Origin of the sequence: Chitinophaga vietnamensis, from assembly GCF_902167635.1 — a bacterium.
GTDB classification, from domain to species: domain Bacteria; phylum Bacteroidota; class Bacteroidia; order Chitinophagales; family Chitinophagaceae; genus Chitinophaga; species Chitinophaga vietnamensis.
The window spans coordinates 931,317-948,717 of record NZ_CABHMS010000002.1 but is presented as its reverse complement, the minus strand read 5'-3'; the positions used below and the strand labels follow the sequence as shown (position 1 = coordinate 948,717).

13 protein-coding genes are annotated in these 17,401 nt (G+C 51.1%); 3 read left to right on the top strand and 10 right to left on the bottom strand.

Annotated elements, in window-relative coordinates; translation table 11 throughout:
• Window positions 1-37: 37 nt before the first annotated feature.
• From FPG75_RS07930 to FPG75_RS07920, 3 genes are read right to left on the bottom strand one after another with little or no spacing between them, the layout of a single operon-like run.
• The gene (locus tag FPG75_RS07930) at window positions 38-361 is read right to left on the bottom strand and encodes a hypothetical protein (RefSeq protein ID WP_143306223.1); all 324 of its coding nucleotides are present in this window, start codon (window positions 359-361) and stop codon (window positions 38-40) included.
• Window positions 358-717 carry a hypothetical protein gene (locus tag FPG75_RS07925; RefSeq protein ID WP_143306222.1) on the bottom strand — a complete coding sequence of 120 codons (360 nt, stop codon included), beginning with the start codon at window positions 715-717 and terminating at the stop codon, window positions 358-360. Before FPG75_RS07925 ends, FPG75_RS07930 begins: the two co-directional genes overlap by 4 nt.
• Window positions 718-761: 44 nt before the next feature.
• Window positions 762-1,142 carry a YciI family protein gene (locus FPG75_RS07920; RefSeq protein WP_143306221.1) on the bottom strand — a complete coding sequence of 127 codons (381 nt, stop codon included), beginning with the start codon at window positions 1,140-1,142 and terminating at the stop codon, window positions 762-764.
• Between the two features lie 205 nt (window positions 1,143-1,347).
• On the opposite strand from FPG75_RS07920, the gene FPG75_RS07915 reads away from it, so the two are divergent.
• Both FPG75_RS07915 and FPG75_RS07910 read left to right on the top strand, forming a co-directional pair.
• The gene (locus FPG75_RS07915; RefSeq protein WP_143306220.1) at window positions 1,348-2,730 is read left to right on the top strand and encodes a hypothetical protein; all 1,383 of its coding nucleotides are present in this window, start codon (window positions 1,348-1,350) and stop codon (window positions 2,728-2,730) included.
• 10 nt (window positions 2,731-2,740) lie between these two features.
• Window positions 2,741-3,169, top strand: a complete 429-nt coding sequence (locus tag FPG75_RS07910) for a hypothetical protein (protein ID WP_161596722.1) — start codon at window positions 2,741-2,743, stop codon at window positions 3,167-3,169.
• A 20-nt stretch (window positions 3,170-3,189) separates the two neighbouring features.
• Here the strand turns inward: FPG75_RS07910 and FPG75_RS07905 are convergent, their stop codons facing one another.
• Both FPG75_RS07905 and FPG75_RS07900 read right to left on the bottom strand, forming a co-directional pair.
• Window positions 3,190-6,798 (bottom strand): DOMON domain-containing protein, encoded by a 3,609-nt coding sequence (locus tag FPG75_RS07905; RefSeq protein WP_143306218.1) that lies wholly within the window; start codon window positions 6,796-6,798, stop codon window positions 3,190-3,192.
• Window positions 6,799-6,801: 3 nt separating this feature from the next.
• Window positions 6,802-8,949: a T9SS type A sorting domain-containing protein gene (locus FPG75_RS07900; RefSeq protein ID WP_161596721.1), complete on the bottom strand. Its 2,148-nt coding sequence runs from the start codon at window positions 8,947-8,949 to the stop codon at window positions 6,802-6,804.
• A gap of 610 nt (window positions 8,950-9,559) precedes the next feature.
• On the opposite strand from FPG75_RS07900, the gene FPG75_RS07895 reads away from it, so the two are divergent.
• Window positions 9,560-9,988 carry a hypothetical protein gene (locus tag FPG75_RS07895; protein ID WP_143306217.1) on the top strand — a complete coding sequence of 143 codons (429 nt, stop codon included), beginning with the start codon at window positions 9,560-9,562 and terminating at the stop codon, window positions 9,986-9,988.
• A 172-nt stretch (window positions 9,989-10,160) separates the two neighbouring features.
• Here FPG75_RS07895 and FPG75_RS07890 read toward each other — a convergent pair whose 3' ends face one another.
• From FPG75_RS07890 to FPG75_RS25980, 5 genes are all read right to left on the bottom strand, one after another.
• Window positions 10,161-11,549, bottom strand: coding sequence for a RagB/SusD family nutrient uptake outer membrane protein (locus tag FPG75_RS07890; protein ID WP_143306216.1), 1,389 nt, complete (start codon window positions 11,547-11,549; stop codon window positions 10,161-10,163).
• A 10-nt stretch (window positions 11,550-11,559) separates the two neighbouring features.
• Entirely contained in the window at window positions 11,560-14,856 is a 3,297-nt protein-coding gene (locus tag FPG75_RS07885; RefSeq protein ID WP_161596720.1) for a TonB-dependent receptor, read from the bottom strand.
• A 138-nt stretch (window positions 14,857-14,994) separates the two neighbouring features.
• The gene (locus FPG75_RS07880) at window positions 14,995-16,173 is read right to left on the bottom strand and encodes a FecR family protein (protein WP_143306214.1); all 1,179 of its coding nucleotides are present in this window, start codon (window positions 16,171-16,173) and stop codon (window positions 14,995-14,997) included.
• 76 nt (window positions 16,174-16,249) lie between these two features.
• Window positions 16,250-16,843, bottom strand: coding sequence for an RNA polymerase sigma factor (locus tag FPG75_RS07875; protein WP_161596719.1), 594 nt, complete (start codon window positions 16,841-16,843; stop codon window positions 16,250-16,252).
• A 250-nt stretch (window positions 16,844-17,093) separates the two neighbouring features.
• Window positions 17,094-17,261, bottom strand: a complete 168-nt coding sequence (locus tag FPG75_RS25980; protein WP_161596718.1) for a hypothetical protein — start codon at window positions 17,259-17,261, stop codon at window positions 17,094-17,096.
• Between the last annotated feature and the right edge of the window lie 140 nt (window positions 17,262-17,401).

Here is a 17,401-nt window from a genome sequence, read left to right as displayed (position 1 = left end):
TTATCAAGGTTATTCTGCGGCCAGGAGCCTGAGGGGATTAATAGTTTGCCTGCCCGATCTCCAATCCGGAAAACAATGACGCGCCATTGGTACGGAAACGGAAAAATGTTTTGAACTCGCCCCACTGATCGCTGTGATAGCGGCCGTAAACGGCGAGGCCATGCTCTTCTACCTTGTCGATAGAAATAAATTTTTCATGTCCTAATGCCTGATCGAAAAACACATGAAAATTGATCTGACGGCCATCGTCAGTAAGCGTCGCATCTGGCGTGAAGCAGGCATACCATGCGTGGCTGTCGCCCGCCTGTAAGGCCGCTATGGCGGCTTTCACGGCAGCGTTGGTGAGCAAAGCAGTATTCATGACGGGGTTGTTTTTGAAAGTGGATGTTGCAGGTAGATGATCAACAGGTTGAGCAACAGGAAAGGCACTTCGATGGCAGCTCCTTTGAGCGATTGCACCGACAATTGCAAACAGATGATCAGCAGGATGCCTGCCGCCATCAGGAAGTTACCCGCAATAAAGGTGGGCGGCCAGAGTATCAACATGGCGCTGAGCATCGTAATAGCGCCGGTGAGCTTTACTGCGCCGCTATTGAAATGCCAGCGTTCAAACATCTCCAGCATCTCAGGTTTGCCGCTCCACATGGCCCAGCCTTGCTTGAGGCCCATGTATACGGCGAAGAGAATTAATGCGGTGTTTAATATTCGGATAAGCATAACAATGAATTAAAAAATCCCGCGCCTTTAGTGAGGGGCTAGTCTTATTTATTAGGATATTCAAAACCGGTGGCGACCTCTTTTGTTTTGATAGGCCTCACTTCTATGCTCGCAGTGGGTACATAGTCAAATTCAGGATTACGTTGCGCGATGCCGATGGCCTCTTCCAGGCTCCCGGCCAGTATATGATAGTAGCCTACCTGCACTTCGCCGCTGGTAGCAAGCGGCCTTTGCTCCCAGTGGCCACCGGCGCGGGAAAGCACCATTCCTTCGCGCAAGAGGGGCTGCGCAGAAATCAGTTGCCCTGCGGCTTTCAGCGCATTGATGTATACTTCGCACTGCCTGACGAAGGCAGTATGTTCTTCCGCTGGCAGGGCCGCTTTGGCATCGCCCTGGTTGCGGATCAGCAGCATGAACTCTTTCATAAGAGATGATTTATGTTATTCAAATCTCGGAGTTTTCCGGGAAAAAGCTATACTCATCAATAGCTCCGGCTGTAGCGGGGAGAGAAATGAAGGTACAAAATTTTTCTCTATGACAATAAAACCTTAACCTGCACTTTGTTCAGAATATCTTATTTTGATGTCCGATTTGACAATTAACCCTGTTTAGTAATTAACAACTCCAAATATGTTACCCACCAAACTAACAAGATTTTTCCTGATTATTGTCATGTTAGGACTATGTACCATCTATGCATGTCGAAGGGAAGCCTTCAACATTCAGCATGGGCAACCGTCAACCATCCCGGTTGACAAGATAAAAACAGCATTTGAAAAGCAAGGAATAAATAGCAGGTTATCGCGCTATTTTAAAGACTCACTTACTATTCACGAAATACCCGACTGGCAAAACCTGACTCAAAAGGTCGAAAACGACACCACTACATTCTTTTATATTCCTCTTGTGAGCATGCTATCTACTTCCACACATTGGTATCTGGTCAATCAGGTGGGGTACAAAGATTTTCTAATCGTAAAACTGAGGTCAGAAGTGTTTAGTTTTTCCAAAGCGAGATACGTTCGAACCCAAAGTAAAACCGCTTCAAGTCAGTTCAGGTTCGTGGATTTCTCGGGCAAAATGCTCCTGGATAATTTTGTTAACGGGATTCATGTTTATCGTTACAAGGCAGGCAAACTGCAAAAGACTATTGCTGGCAGAACAACAACAGAGAGTATTGTTTGTGATAATGAATGTACCTGGACCAAATGGTGTGAAAGGGGGCCAAATGTGACAGTTACAGTAGGCGAGGCGGGCGCAAGCTGTCCATATCCCGAAGATGGTCCGGAGGTCATTGACTGCGGAACAATTGGCGCCGGGTCAGGGTGGCAACTGACTAACACAGAGACGAGCAACTGCACAGATACAAATCCTGATCCCAATCCCAATCCTCTTCCAACAGACCCAGGAGGGACCGGTGGAAGCAACCCGGCCCTGGAAGGTTACGTAATGGTTGCGCCGGCGCATCCTATTACTAACATCAAGGAATATCTGCGATGTTTTGTTCCTACCAGTGGCGCTAAGGTGACCATTTTTGCAGAACAACCAAAGGACGGTAGCAGGGTGGTAATTGATGGCATATTTGGACAGCAGCGAGTAGGACATGCGTTTATTTCGATTGAACAGACCACTTCTTCGGGAACCGTTGTACGTACATTTGGTTTTTACCCTAAGAATCATGCTGGTGTATTGGACCCTAGCGATATACAGGCATTTGGAATTGACGAGGCACATGCATTCAGTGTTAGCATTTCTACCAATGTTACAGGAACACAGTTATCAGCCATCCTGAATGTTGCGTACTCAGCGCCATCAATGTACAATCTTTACAGTTATAATTGCACAAATTTTGCTTTGGATGTTGCCAATGCAGCTGGACTAAATCTTCCATATACAAAGGGATCAATTTTCCCTGGTTGTAATCCGGCAGATTTGGGAGAGGATATACGAAAAACGCCGGGTGCAAATAAATCGCCAGGCAATGCTCCAAGCGACACTGGAAATTGCAAATAAAATCTTACATATGAATATCTTCGTAATTATTGCAGCCTTCATGATGTTAAAGCCCGCTCCAAATCAATCAGCGATACCGGACTGGGATCAGGCAACTTCTATAGAACTATTTCAGTGGATCAGGTTTGATGAGACGATCATCACACTTAAAGAAGCCGATATTAGAAAACAGCCATGCAAAAAATTGGATTTGAAGGAGACGCTGGATATCCTGAGAACAACTCAAATACTAAAGGGCCCTGCCCCATTTTATTGGACAGGCGCGACCTTCCCAATGATTATTACCTTTAAAGATGGAAGCAAAAGAATCTTTTATCTCAACAAATGGTATAGGAATTACTTTGATCCTATCACCAAGACTGGCTTAATCATTTCTGAAGAAAAAGGCGATGCCTGGCGTGAGCTGATTGAAGCAAATCGTCCGTCCTCAAATCCATAAAATAAAAAGCAGATTATCCGTCATTTCTTCTCAAACTCAAACTCCACCTCATTCGCCCAATGCACTTTCCAGTCAGGATGAAAGGCACGTGCATTCAGTTTAGATACACTCCGGTCCCTGGCCAGTTCCATACAGCTGCCAGGGGCGCCATTATCATTCACACGGAAGGAAAGCTTCACGCGGCGACCGGCATCCAGCGCGGCTTTCACGTCGGGTAGCTCTTCCCAGGGGATGGCGCATTCGGTGATAACCGTGTTGCCTTCACGGCGGATAACCAGCTGCCCCTTCTTCACCGGACCTTCCTGTGCCGACTTCGGCTGCCGCGGGAAAAAGTGTTTGCGGTTCATGCCCGGCGCCAGCAGGCGCCAGATCTCCGTTCCGCCGCCATAACGCTCCGCTACGGGATTGAGGGCGTATTCGTAATCAGTGCATTTATATCCTGTGTAGCGCGGCATCGTGCCGGGCGGACAAGCCAGCATACCATCCTGGCCTTCAGGCAGCACGTTGAAAGCCAGCAGCACATTGTCGTAGGCATAACCCAAACCGGAATTATCCGGCGTAACGGGATTCTTCTGATAAGTGAAATGCCGCACGCCTGCCGGCCATATCAATGGCCATTTCACTTCTTCCTGCAATGGCAGCAAAGCCACACCGGACGGCAGTTGTGTGGCCAAGCCGGGAAAATAATATCCCGCGCGGCCATATACGTTTTTCCAGTTGCCGCGCGTGTCGAAATCTTCTTTTATCAGAGAGGCAGTATTGCCGCTGGCTTCGCCGGGCAAGTCATCAAGCAGTATGGCGCCGAGCTTAACAGTATACCACCAGCCATAGCTATGCAATACGATACGTACTTTGCCTGACAGGCGCAACACTTCCCAGGCGCCATTCCAGAGATTTCCGATATTCCTTTGCAACAGTTGCCGGCCGCTGCTGTCATACACTTCCATCGCTGCACCGGATACGCGCAGGTTGGGCAGGTACAGGGCTGCCTGCATAACACGGCCCGGCGGCAATTGCAAACTAATGCCAAAGCTGTTCGTGTTATCGCCGTTTTCGAGATAGCGCAGGATACGGCCATCGCCCTGCGGGTGTTGCAATGCGGAGCTGTCCTGCATCGCGACTGGCACAGCGCTCTCCTTGCTGAGCAGGGCACGCTGCATATCCATCGCATAGGCGGTATCGGGATAAAAGAACTCGTCGTCCGGGCGCTGCTCAAAACGATAGGCGCCCGGATGCGGCGTGCTGTCGGCCACTTTCGCGGCAAAGTAAAAATTATGTTCGTCGTAGGCGAAATAGCCGGTGGCATAACCGGTAGCTTTGGTATCAAAGTTTTTAAACGGATACCAGGCCGCCTCGGTCAGGCTCACCACCGCGGCGCCTTTGCTGCTCACGGTTTGCGGCAGGGCGCTTGCCCAGTCGTCTAATTTTCCATCTACGTATATGCGTAAGCGTGATATCGTGTTCACATGCATATCTTCTTCCTGTACGGCGATGCCATCGGCGCCGGCATCGAGGTGCACACGGAGATGATAGGTATTGTTGGCAGCGGCTGTGCCGCCGGTGATCTTCACCGGGATGGTTTTCGTTTCATGCGGCGCCAGTGTAATACTCGCCGGTGCATCGGTTTGCAGGCCGGCTAAGGACACCTGCAATTTCGCCTGTATCGGACGATTGAGGATATTCGTGAGTTGCAGCGGCATCACCGGCGATTCGCTGATGCGGGCGGTCATATCTCTAGGGATGATCTCTACCGGTTCATAACCCTTGATGCGGGCGGTTTTGAGGGCAGATAGCAAAGCGGCAAACGAGCCTTTGGAGCCATCGGTACGCAGGTAGTATCCCTGACTGTTGAGCGGAACGCGCAGGTGGCCATTGGCAGACGGCATGCGGTTGCCATAAAAATCGTATAGCCGGAACCGTGAGTCGTCGGGCAGGGTCAGCTCTCCCCCGCTCAGCGGCTGCCAGCTATTGAGTAATTGTTGCAGGCTATCGCTCACCGGCGCTCCTGCGGCGATGGCGGCCCTGATCTTTTCCTTCGCCGCGATTTCAGACAGGCCGCGCACATTGCGGAAAAGCACATGCTCCGGGCCGAAAGCTTCTCCAATATCTCCACACACTACGGCAGTGCCGTCATCCGCGGCTTGTTCGCCATCGAACACCATGATCCAGGGCAGTCCTTTGGTAAAAAGTAATGTTTTGAAGTTACGCTCTCCTACCAGGTGTTGCACAGCGCCTAGGGCCGCAGCGGGCGACCAGGTATCAGGTATGCGGTCGATCTCCCTGATGCCGGATGGCGTACGTTCTTTTACCGTGAAGTGTTCACCGCCACGGCCGCCGGTGTACATATATCCGGCGTAAATGCCCATGGAGCGGTCGTATCCGGCGGAGCGGCAGGTGGCTACGCTGAGGCCTATACGATCATCGGTATTACCCACCCAGCTTTCGGTGTCCCATATTTTCACGCGGCCACGGGGCGATTGCCGCTGTATCCATTCCGGATAGATAGCCGGCGATTCAATTCCCTGGTAATGAATAGAACAAAAATCGAAGATGGGTAGAAAGGTCATCTTGCCATCTGCGAAGAGTTTATCCCAGGCATTGGAATTGGAATCGCCGCCACCTACGAGCACGTCGGCTCCTGTTTTCCGGGCATCCAGTACCGCGTTTGCCATCGCTCTATAGATCTCGCGATAACGTGGAATATCAGCCTGCCAGCCGGAGATGGAAAGTCCTTCCCATGGCTCATTCCATAAGCTCACAGCTGTTACAGGCCCTTTGGGCCATCCGTATTGTGTACAGAGGCGGTTTACAAAACGGCGGAAATCATCATCATACGAAGGCAGCCACACATAATCCTGTTTGGTCTTCTTCATCACATGTGCCGAGTCGAGGAAAGCGCGCGGCCGGCCCAGCGGCTGCGGAGCGCTGCCAGCGCCGAACATCAGCAATACCGTGATGTTCTTCGACTGGTACTCTTTCAGCTTACGGTCTATCTCCTGCATCTTTTGCGTATAGTCGTCGGCGGTAGTAGGCGTATAATCCACGCCCATACGTATCGCCTGTACGCCTACACGTTGCAGGAAGTCGGCGCCCATGTCATCGAGCGACTGCTTCGGATACTGTATCCTTTTGGGCGAGGCGGCATAAGTGCGCACCAGGCTGGTCACCAAACGACGGCCATAGCGGCCGAGGTCCATCACCAGCGCATAACCACCAAAGGTATCGGGTATCTCCGGCGCCTGATCGATGTTCACATATCCATCTGCCGCTATCTTTATCTTTACCGGTATCGATGCTATCTCCTTTAATTTCACCACCTCGGGCAGCCATATATCACCAGGCCTTCCGCGGGTGCCATAGCTGATCACGTCTATCCTGCCATCGGCTACCAGCGGCGCTTTGAGATGGTTCACTATCTGTAAGGTGTAAGATGGCTGCTCTCCCGGCCACAGCACATTGCTGTGCGTGGAAGAACGGATCACCGTTACATCATAATCGTATTGCCGCTGATTATTCTTCACGCCAAACACCTGTTCATAATTCACCCATTCCTGTGGCGCTTTCATCTGTGCCATGCTATTGAAACTGACGATCATCGCGAGCATCAGCATACCGGTACCTCTCTTCATAAATTATTGTCGGATAAATTTTCTTTGTCCTACCACCTTGCCGGTGGCAGCGTCTGAAAGTATGAGTACATAAGCGTTTACGGGCAAACGGCTTACATCTACCTGCAACTGCCCGTTATTTTGCAGATGTGTAGTGCTGATCAATTTACCGGAGAGATCGTAGATATTACATCGCAACTGCTGCACCTTGCTTTGTTTGAGTGTGATATGCAATACATCAGTCGTGGGGTTTGGAAATACCAGTAACCTGGCCTCCGTAGCTGCGGGATGCGCTATGCTGTCGGCCGCCGCCGGCGCCACTGCCGGCGTCCAGCGATGCAGCACGATCTTGTTGCCATTGTAATCATCTTTGGTGATGTAATATTCTCCATTGCTGCGATGATACGCTTTGATGCCGTATTCAGAATCCACGTCGTTGCCTACATACACGGCGTTGCTGGAGGTCATGGTGAGCACCAGCGTACCGGTAGTCAGATCAAACACGTCGATATCAGGAATAGCATAATAACCTACAAAAAGATAATTGCCTGCGGCAGACATGGACTTGGCCTGTGCGCGGCTCAGCGTGATCACCAGGTTGGGCGTGCGGTTGCCGGCCAGCCAGCCGCGGTATACTTCGATCCTGTTGCCTATCAGCGTCCAGTCGGTATTACCGCCGGCCAGCACCATCACATCGCTCGCGGGAATGTATTCAATGCGGTTCAACCTGGCAATAGACGCAGGTGTTGGCGTAGATACCACCGGCCCCCAGATTGGTTTGCCATTGGCCGCGAAACCGGTGAGCGGATAATATTGGATTGCATTGGTTTTATCCAGCGAAACCCAGAGGCCGCCGAGAGAATCCAGGCAGAAGCCATTGCGCACTTTGGAAATGGTGTCGCCGGGGATAGCGATATAGCCGTCTGTGGCGGGGTTGAAATAATAAGTATAGAAGATGTCTGCATTCTGGTTACAGGCCACTAGTATCTTATGACCGCCTACATTCGCGAGATGCCCGAAATGTTCGCCACGGGAATGATCGCTCCACTGGATGCGGGCATCCTGCGGATAGCGGTAAGGATCAACCGTATTGGCTTTGTACACGCCGCCATCGGTACCGTTGTAAGTATAAATGATATTACCGCTGTAGAGGTCCTGACCATCGGTGCCGGCATCGGCGGAAGCATTGCCTTCAAAGTTGAGGGCTTGCAGGGTCCATTGTAAATTGCCGGCGCCATTGTAACAATGGATGTCGGTAGCGCCATTGCGGCCCAGGTCCCAGGTGCCGCCCCAGGGATTGTTGAGCACATAAAGATTGCCGGCTTTATCACGTCCGATGCCCACTACGCGGGTGAAACGTTTAGGGCCGGTCTGGCCACGGATGCCAGTCACTTCATTAAGATAACCGCCGGTATCGCCGAAGGTGCTACTCAGTACAGGCGTTCCCGTTAGGTTATTGTAAATTTTGATATTCATGTCAGGTCCCTGGTCGCCGATCAGCAGTTCGCCGCGGGCGCTGTCTGCATACAAGGCCGAAGGCCTTGCGCTGGCGCCCATCGCGATGCTAACACCTGGCACGCCGGTAGAATCGAATTGCAGCACGGCGCCGGCGGCAGGTTGCGCTACCCATACATTACCGGAGCTGTCTACCGCAATAGCGCCGGGATTGGCCACCGGCCATTGGCGGATAAATACGCCGCCGGTGGTGAACACCGCAACACGGTTGCCCGCAGAATCTGTCGCAAACACGCGGCCGGCGGATACGGCGATACCACGCACCGCATCCACGGTGCCGGCGCTGGCGGCAAAGAGCAGATCGCGCACTTTGGTAGCGCGGTTGTAACGCCCGATCTTGCCGCTGTTGGGCGCCTGCTGTGCCGTAAAAATATAAGTGTCATCGCCACCGATGGCACTGCCTTGCGAGTCTTTGTTGCCGCCCATCGAACCGAGAACAGCGCCATTTTGATAGATACCAATGTTACGTGCCTTTTCATCCCAGAGGGAGGCCGTATATACCACGCCTTCCGGCGATACCCACATGGAACGGGCGCAGTTGCCTACGTGGTTGGCTACATCGGGATAGGTATTTCCCACCCAGGTAGTAGTGTACTGGGCATAGATAGTACTTGCCGACGCTGTCAGCAACAAATAGAGGGATAGAATTTTTTTCATCTTTTTAAAATTTAGACTGATAAAAAGATTTCGTATTTAAAATGGCGATATGAAGATTTTGTTATTTCACCCCTACCAATATATCGCCCCTACGGGGCGCAATGTGGCGGATCAAAATGTTTTGCTACCAATATATCGCCCCGATGGGGCGCAATATGGCGGATTAAAATGTTTTGCTACCAATATATCGCCCCCGATGGGGCGTAACATGGCGGATTAAAATGTTTTGCTACCAATATATCGCCCCGATGGGCGTAATATGGCGGATCAAATGTTTCGCTACCAATATATCGCCCCGATGGGGCGTAATATGGCGGATTAAAATGTTTTGCTACCAATATATCGCCCCGATGGGGCGCAATGTGGCGGATCAAAATGTTTTGCTACCAATATATCGCCCCGATGGGGCGTAATATGGCGGATCAAAATGTTTTGCTACCAATATATCGCCCCGATGGGGCGTAATATGGCGGATTAAAATGTTTTGCTACCAATATATCGCCCCGATGGGGCGTAATATGGCGGATTAAAATGTTTTGCTACCAATATATCGCCCCGATGGGGCGTAACATGGCGGATCAAATGTTTTGCTACCAATATATCGCCCCCGATGGGGCCTAATATGGCGGATCAAAATGTTTTGCTACTACCAATATATCGCCCCGATGGGCGTAATATGGCGGATCAAATGTTTTGCTACCAATATATCGCCCCGATGGGGCGTAATATGGCGGATCAAATGTTTTGCTACCAATATATCGCCCCGATGGGGCGCAATATGGCGGATCAAAATGTTTTGCTACCAATATATCGCCCCGATGGGGCGCAATATGGCGGATCAAATGTTTTGCTACCAATATATCGCCCCCGATGGGGCCTAATATGGCGGATCAAAATGTTTTGCTACTACCAATATATCGCCCCGATGGGGCGCAATATGGCGGATCAAAATGTTTTGCTACCAATATATCGCCCCGATGGGGCGCAATATGGCGGATCAAAATGTTTTGCTACCAATATATCGCCCCGATGGGCGTAATATGGCGGATCAAATGTTTTGCTACCAATATATCGCCCCGATGGGTCGCAATATGGCGGATCAAATGTTTTGTTACCAACATATTGCCCCGTAGGGGCATAATATTGGTAGCCGAAATGCAGGATACCGCCAACCTCGCCCCGTAGGGGCGATATATTGGTAGCCCGGCGGGTTAATAACCATGATTCTGCACCAGCCGCGGGTTACGTCCGATCTCGCGTAAAGGTATAGGCCACAGCGTTTGATCATTGCTAATGCCCAGTACGGCGTTTGCTCTGCCGGTACGTACCAGGTCATAGAAACGATGGCCTTCAAAAGCCAGCTCTTTGAAACGCTCGTTCTCGATCGCTAATGCGAGATCTGTTTCACCATTGGCGGGGAAGTCATGCGCAGAAGGCGCATCCAGCGGCAAGGCAAAGGCACGACGGCGAATCCTGTTCAAAAGATCGATAGCTTCCGTCTGGCGGCCAAGACTATTCAAGGCTTCTGCACGCACCAGCATAATATCCGCCAGTCGTAATGCAATGATATCTGGTTCGGTACCACTGGTAAGGCGGCCGTACTTGTTGACATAAGGCACGGCGGGATTGCCGGTGCTCATGCCTAAAGCCGCCGCCTTGCGGATATCTCCCGGTTCGTACAGGTTGATGATCTTCGTGGTAGGTGCAATCTGATAGCTACCCTGCTGCTTTGCAGCCGGGATACCGTTTACGGGCATATACAAACTGAAAAGCCCATTGCTTTGTTGCGCGGCATTGACATATTGTATTTCAAAAATAGCTTCGGAACTGTTCTTGCCATTCACAGAAAACATATTGCTGTAAGCAGCGGCGCCGCTCGCCAATGTGTATACCGGGCTGTTGATCACATCCAATGCTTTTGCAGCGGCAGAATCATAATTTTTCACACTCAGGTATACCTTTGCCAGCAAAGCTTTGGCGCCGCCCTGCGAGGCACGGCCACGGGTATCTACCACAGCGGAAAACGTAGGCGGCAAGCTGGTTTCAGCGATGCGCAGATCGGCAATGATCTGTTTGTAAACGGAATCTACAGCAGTACGCGCGATGGTGAAGTCGGCATTGAAAGAAGTATATGGCTCCAGCACCAAAGGCACCGCGCCAAATGCTTTTACCAGGTTGTAATAAAAGTAGGCCCTCAAAAAATGGGCTTCGCCAATCAGCTCCTGTTTGCGGTTACCGATGAAGAGGCTGTCGCGCATGCCAGGCACATGTTTCAGCAGATCGTTGGCCCGACCGATACCGGTATAGTTATTCTGCCAGTACGAGGCCACCACGGGATTATCCACCGGGATGCCATGCTGACTAAAAGGCGCATAGTTGATCTGCAAGGCAGTAGCCGCATCGGAGGCGGCGTCAAATGCCACCGGGAACTGCATGGCAATGCTCTGTACTGCCGGATAGATGCCCACTGCGGCGCTCTCGGCGTCGTTGCCGGTTTGCCAGAAATTCTCGTCTGCGATCGTATATTCAGGCACCTGGTTCAGCACTTTTGTGCAGGAAACAAATGCCAATGCTATCAAAAATAATGTGGTCCTTTTCATGGTGCTGCTTTTAGAAATTCACGTTTAAACCGGCCAGGAATGTGCGTGGCTGCGGCTGTACGGCCCAGTCGATACCCAGTTGCGAGTTCTTCACAGACTGGTTCTGTGATTCCGGATCATAACCGGAATAGTTGGTGATCAGGAAGAGATTTTGCGCGCTCACATATACCCTCGCACTGCTGATCTTTACATGTTTGAGCCAGGCGGCAGGCAGGGAATAACCGAAGGTGATATTCTTCATCCGCAGGAAAGAACCATCTTCTACAAAGCGCTGCGATACTTCTCCGTTCGTTAAACTGCCCGGCGTAACTGGATCGTTGAAAACCGCCTTGGGCACGTCTGTATGGGTATTGGCGGCCGTCCATCTTCTCAGCGTGTTGGCGTCACCGTTATTGTAACTGCTCATGCGTTCCAGCATGCTGCGGGTTTGGTTGTACACCTTGTTACCATACGACCAGTACCAGAAGAAACTCAGATCAAAACCTTTGTAGCCGAATGTATTGGTGAGGCCGCCTGTGAAATCGGGTAAGGCATTGCCAAGGATCACCCGGTCTGCTGCCGTGATCTTGCCATCTTTATTAATATCATCATAGATCATATTTCCTGTAGCCGGGTCCACGCCTTTGTTACGATAACCAAAGAACGACCCAACGGGCTCACCTACACGAAAAATGCTGGTAGGCAAACTGGTATTGAAAGAGCCAGGCAAACTTTCAGTAAAATCGGAGCTGGAGGGATCTCCTGCCACCGTTTCAGGTAAGCTCGTAATCTTGTTGCGGTTGAAGTATAAATTGAAATTCGTGTTCCAGGTAAAGGCGCCGCGGATATTCTCTGTATTGATGCCGATCTCCAGGCCTTTGTTCATCAGCTGCCCGATATTTGCGCCATTGGTACGGAAGAAGCCCGACGTATAAGGCAGGTCCAGCTTGAAGATGAGGCGGTTGGTGACCTTGCGGTATACTTCCGCTGTTACGTTGATGCGGTTATCGAGGAAAGACATATCCAGGGCAAGGTTGGTAGCCGTGGTAGCTTCCCAGCTCAGGTCGCGGTTCGATAAAGAGGTAGCAGCAATGCCCGCTTCATTACCGTAATTGTACCCGGTAGAATAGGTAGCAAGTGAAGGGAAGTCATTACCCAATCCTTCGTTATTACCCGTAACCCCCACGCTGCCGCGGAGTTTCAGGTCGGTGAAAATATGCTGTCCTTTCATGAAAGATTCATTGATCACACGCCAGCCCGCTGATATGGAAGGAAAGAAGCCATATTTTTTATTGGCGCCGAAGCGTGACGAACCATCTGTGCGCAGCACGCCTTCCAGCAGGTAACGATCGCCATAGTTATAAGAAGCCCTGCCGAAATAAGATACCAGGCCCCATTGCGAGCGGTAATCCAGCGGCGACGACAAAGTAGTGAAGCCCGTCACCGCCTGTATGATATCGGTAGAATTGGTATTGCCGGAAACGCCGATCCTGCGCACAGCCGCCTCCTGTGAGCTTTCGCCCAGCAGGATCGTCAATTTATGTTTCCCTTTCAACTCCGGCGCATACGACAAAGTATTTTCATTGATCCAGAGGAATTGAGAGAACACAGATACAAAGCCGCTGGCGGCAGTTCCGTTGTTCACCAGTTTGGACTGATAGCGGTCGTCGGTTACATGCTGGTTATCGAAACCAAAGCTGGTCCTGAATTTCAGGCCAGGCAGGATGGTGTATTCGCCATACACGTTGCCGATATAACTATCCACGATCGACTGAAATCGCAGGTTGTTGGCGATCATCACCGGGTTGGTCCAGTGGCGGTTAGGGTCCGTATAGTAGCTACCGTTAGGATTATAGATCGGGTCATTCGGATTTTCGATCAATGCCAGCGCGAGTACAGATTGTCCGGAGAAGCTATTGTCCATACGGTTGTTGATGCTGTGCACCCCGGTGAGGTTCACGCCTATTTTGAGTTTGTCGGTAGCGGCAAAATCGAAGTTCACACGGCCATTGAAACGTTTATAGTGTTGAACGCCCACGATGGTACCTGTTTGATCGAGATAGCCCAGTGATACGTAGTGGGATGTTTTAGGCGTACCGCCAGATACAGAGATGTTATAATCCGATACCGGCGCATTTCTGAAGATGGCATCCTGCCAATCAGTATTACGGCCTGTTTTCACGATGGCCGGATCAAGCGGCAGGTTGGCATTGGTGCGGGATTCGTTGAAGAGGTCCACGAACTGGTCGCCACTCAGCAATGGCAGGCGTTTCGGGATATTGGCCACGCCGGTGTACATGCTGAAATTAAATCTCGACTTGCCTTCCGCTCCTCTTTTGGTGGTGATGAGCACTACGCCATTTGCCCCGCGGGAGCCGTAGATGGCGGTGGCGGCGGCATCTTTCAATATCTCTACCGACTGTATATCATTCGGGTTGATGTTATTGGTGGTCGCGATCCTTTGTCCATCGCCGGAGATGCCATACTGCGCGGCCGGGAGATTACTCATCGGTACGCCATCGATCACATACAGCGGCCTGTTCTCCCCGAAGAGGGAGCCGTTACCACGGATACGGATATACGTTTCATCGCCGGGAGCGCCGGAGTTCTGTACCACCTGCACGCCGGGCGCCTTGCCCTGCAATGCAGCGTCCAGGCTGGTTACGGCGATGCCGGTCAGCTCGCTGCCCTTGATCGACGATACGGAAGAGGTCATGTTCTTTTTAGATTGTACGCCATAACCTATTACTACCAGGTCGTTCAGCGAAGCGCTCTTTTGTTTCAGCACGATGTTGATCGTACGCTGGCCGGCCACAGGTATCTCGCGGGATTCGAAGCCTACATAAGAGCATTGCAGCACGCTGTTCTCTGAAGGCACGCTGATGGAGTAATTGCCATTGCCATCGGTAGTAACGCCGGTGGTAGTGCCTTTTACGCGGATGCTTACTCCTGGCAGCGGAGCGCCCTTTTCGTCCATGATCATACCGTTCACCGCCATTTTGGTGGTTTGCAGATTTTCTTTTGGTGCATTTTCTTTCCTGGTGATCACCACGATCTTGTCGGTGATCTCATAAGTGAGTGGAAGGCCTTCGAGGCAGGCGTCGAGCACCTGTTGTAAAGGCGCGTTCTTGTAATCAAGTGTGACTTTTAAAGACGACGGCAGTTGTTCGCCGCGCCAGATGAAGGAATAGCCCGTTTGCTGTTTGAGCAGGGAGAATACTTTTTCCAGCGGCATATTCTTTACCGCCACGGAAACTTTTTGTGCATAGGCCAGCGGGCCTGTGAGCAGCAATGCCGCGGCCAGCAACCATGTCAGGAAGAATTTCATATTTTTCAGTCGTGGATTTTTTTTACATGAAGCAATCATAACAACGTGGAAACCTGTTTTTCATCACTGCATAGGATGCCCTGCCGGCGGCGCCTCCGGCGGTTCTCAGCAGTCTTTTCCGAATTAAAAAAATAATGATCAGCCGGCCTTGTAAGGCAAGACAGTAATTGTTCGCCCGTTTATCCTGAACCGTACGATTTTGGTCATTTCTAATGCTTTCAGCAACTGTGTGATTTCAGCCGTTCTGGAAACGATGCCCGACATGGTGATCTCCGACATATCGCCTTCATACTTCACGTCTACATCATACCAGCGCGCTACTTCGCGCATGATATTGCGGATATTGGTGTTGCGGAAATAGAACTCTCCGTTCTTCCATCCGAGTATCTCTTCCAGGCTGGGCCGGGTGATGAGGAGACCGCCCTCTTTGTTCACCTGCGCCTGTTCGCCGGCTTGTAAGAGGCGGCTGTTCACTTTCACGGAACCTTGTACCAGCGTGGTGTTCACGCTCTCTTCATCAGGATAGGCCATCACGTTGAAGGCGGTGCCGAGCACCTGCGTCTGTACATTTTTGGCGTTGACGATGAAGGGTTTGTTATCATCTTTCACGATATCAAAGAAGGCTTCGCCGGTGAGGCCCACGCTCCTGTTTTTGCCCGTGAAGGCAGCAGGATAGCGGATGGCGGAAGAAGCGTTTAGCCATACCCGTGAGCCATCGGGCAGGGTGATCTGCCAGGTGGTACCGGGCGGCGTTTGCAGGGTATTGAACAACAGGCCGCTATCGCTGCCGCTGGCCTGGTAAGCCAGCTGGCCGTTGCCTTGCTTCACGATGCTGGTATGGTTCTGCTGTGCGATGGTACCATTGGCGAGGCTATCAAGCGCGATGCTGGAGCCATCGCCCAGCGTGAGCGTGGGTCTTGTGATCATGGCCAATGCAGGCGGTTCGGCAGTGCGCACAGCGCGGCGTTTCATGGGCAGCCATAGCAAAGTACCTATAGCCACCAGCAGAAAGAGCAGCGCTGCGGCGGCATAAGGCGCCCAGAAACGGAGCAGCAGCGGCTTACGTGGTGCGCGCAGTTCCTCGATCGCGGCATCCTGCTGGCGGATCTTTGCGGTGATCTCCCGGGCCATCTCGGCGGCATCCACATCTCCCCGCTCTATATAGGCCGGATCGCTGAAAGCCGCCTCCAGCAATTGCGACAGCTGTTGCTGGTATTCCCTTTGCAAGGCCATCGCCCGGAAACGGCGGATACCTTCGGCATCCAGCGTGCCATTCATATAGCCTTTGAATAATGTTTCGAAAGTGGTATCAGACATATCACAGTGGAATTATCGGCCTTCCATACATAAGGACGGAAGCATGACCGGGGGTAAGACAGTAAAATTTAAAAAATTATTGAAAAGGCCCTGAAAGCAGCAACAGCAGGGCAAAAACAATTTCTGTATGGCGTTGCAGGTACTCCCGTATGCTTCTCAAGGCACGGACGATATAGGTCTGGGAGCTGACCACCGAAATATTCAGCTGCTTTGCAATCTGCTGGTGGCTCATCCCTTTGAAGCGGTGCAGCACAAATACTTCCCGCACCTTTTCCGGCAGGTGTTCGATGGCGCGCATCAGTACATTTTCGAGTTCTTTGTATTCCAGTCCCGACTGCGCATTGCTGAAAGGCGTGTCAGCCAACTGGTCGATCAGTGAGTCGATATTATCAGTATGCAGCACTTTTTTGCGGAGGTGATCCATGATGAGATTACGTGCACATACATAGATGAAGACAGGTACATTCTCCACTGCGGGCAATTGCGCGCGATGGCTCCATAATTTGATGAAGATATCTTGTGTCAGGTCCCTGGCTTGTTCCGGCGAGCGCGTAAGCCGGAGGGCGGTGCCATACACCTGCGGCCAGTGCCTTGTTACAAGCACCTGGAAGCATCGCTCATCTCCGTTGGCAATGGAGAGCAACAGATCCTTTTCATTATCGTGGAGCAAAGGCAGTATCAGTTAAACGCATAGTGAAAATAATACAGTGCGTTTAAATTACAAAACGCGAAGCTTGTCTTGCTCAGGATTATTTTGATTGAAAGGATTACCATGATTTTTTTTTGCAGGATTAATAAGGATTAAAAAAGATTTTCGGGTAGATCTTCGCGAATCCTTTCTTAATCCTTATTAATCCTGCAAAAAAAATCATGGTAATCCTTTCAATCAAAATAATCCTGAGCAAGACAAGCTTCGCGTCTCAGAAGCAGTCAAATGTCGGGCAGCGCTGCGAGCAGATGGTAGGGCAAACGTGCATGCAGCTGGAGTTGCTAATGAACTGATTAGGCTGCTTGGCAGTGGCAGCAGGGTTCAGGGTGGCAACTTTGATCTTTCCTAATTGCAGTTTTTTGCTGTTTGTGTGCTTCATTGTGAGTGGGTATTACAGGGTTTAAAAATATAACTGAATTTACTGCATTCTTCCCGTGCCTTATATCCCGTAAAGACGGGATTTTTTTATTGCCTGCCGGTTGCAATTCCGGCGCTTAATGCGTAAATTTAAATCTGATG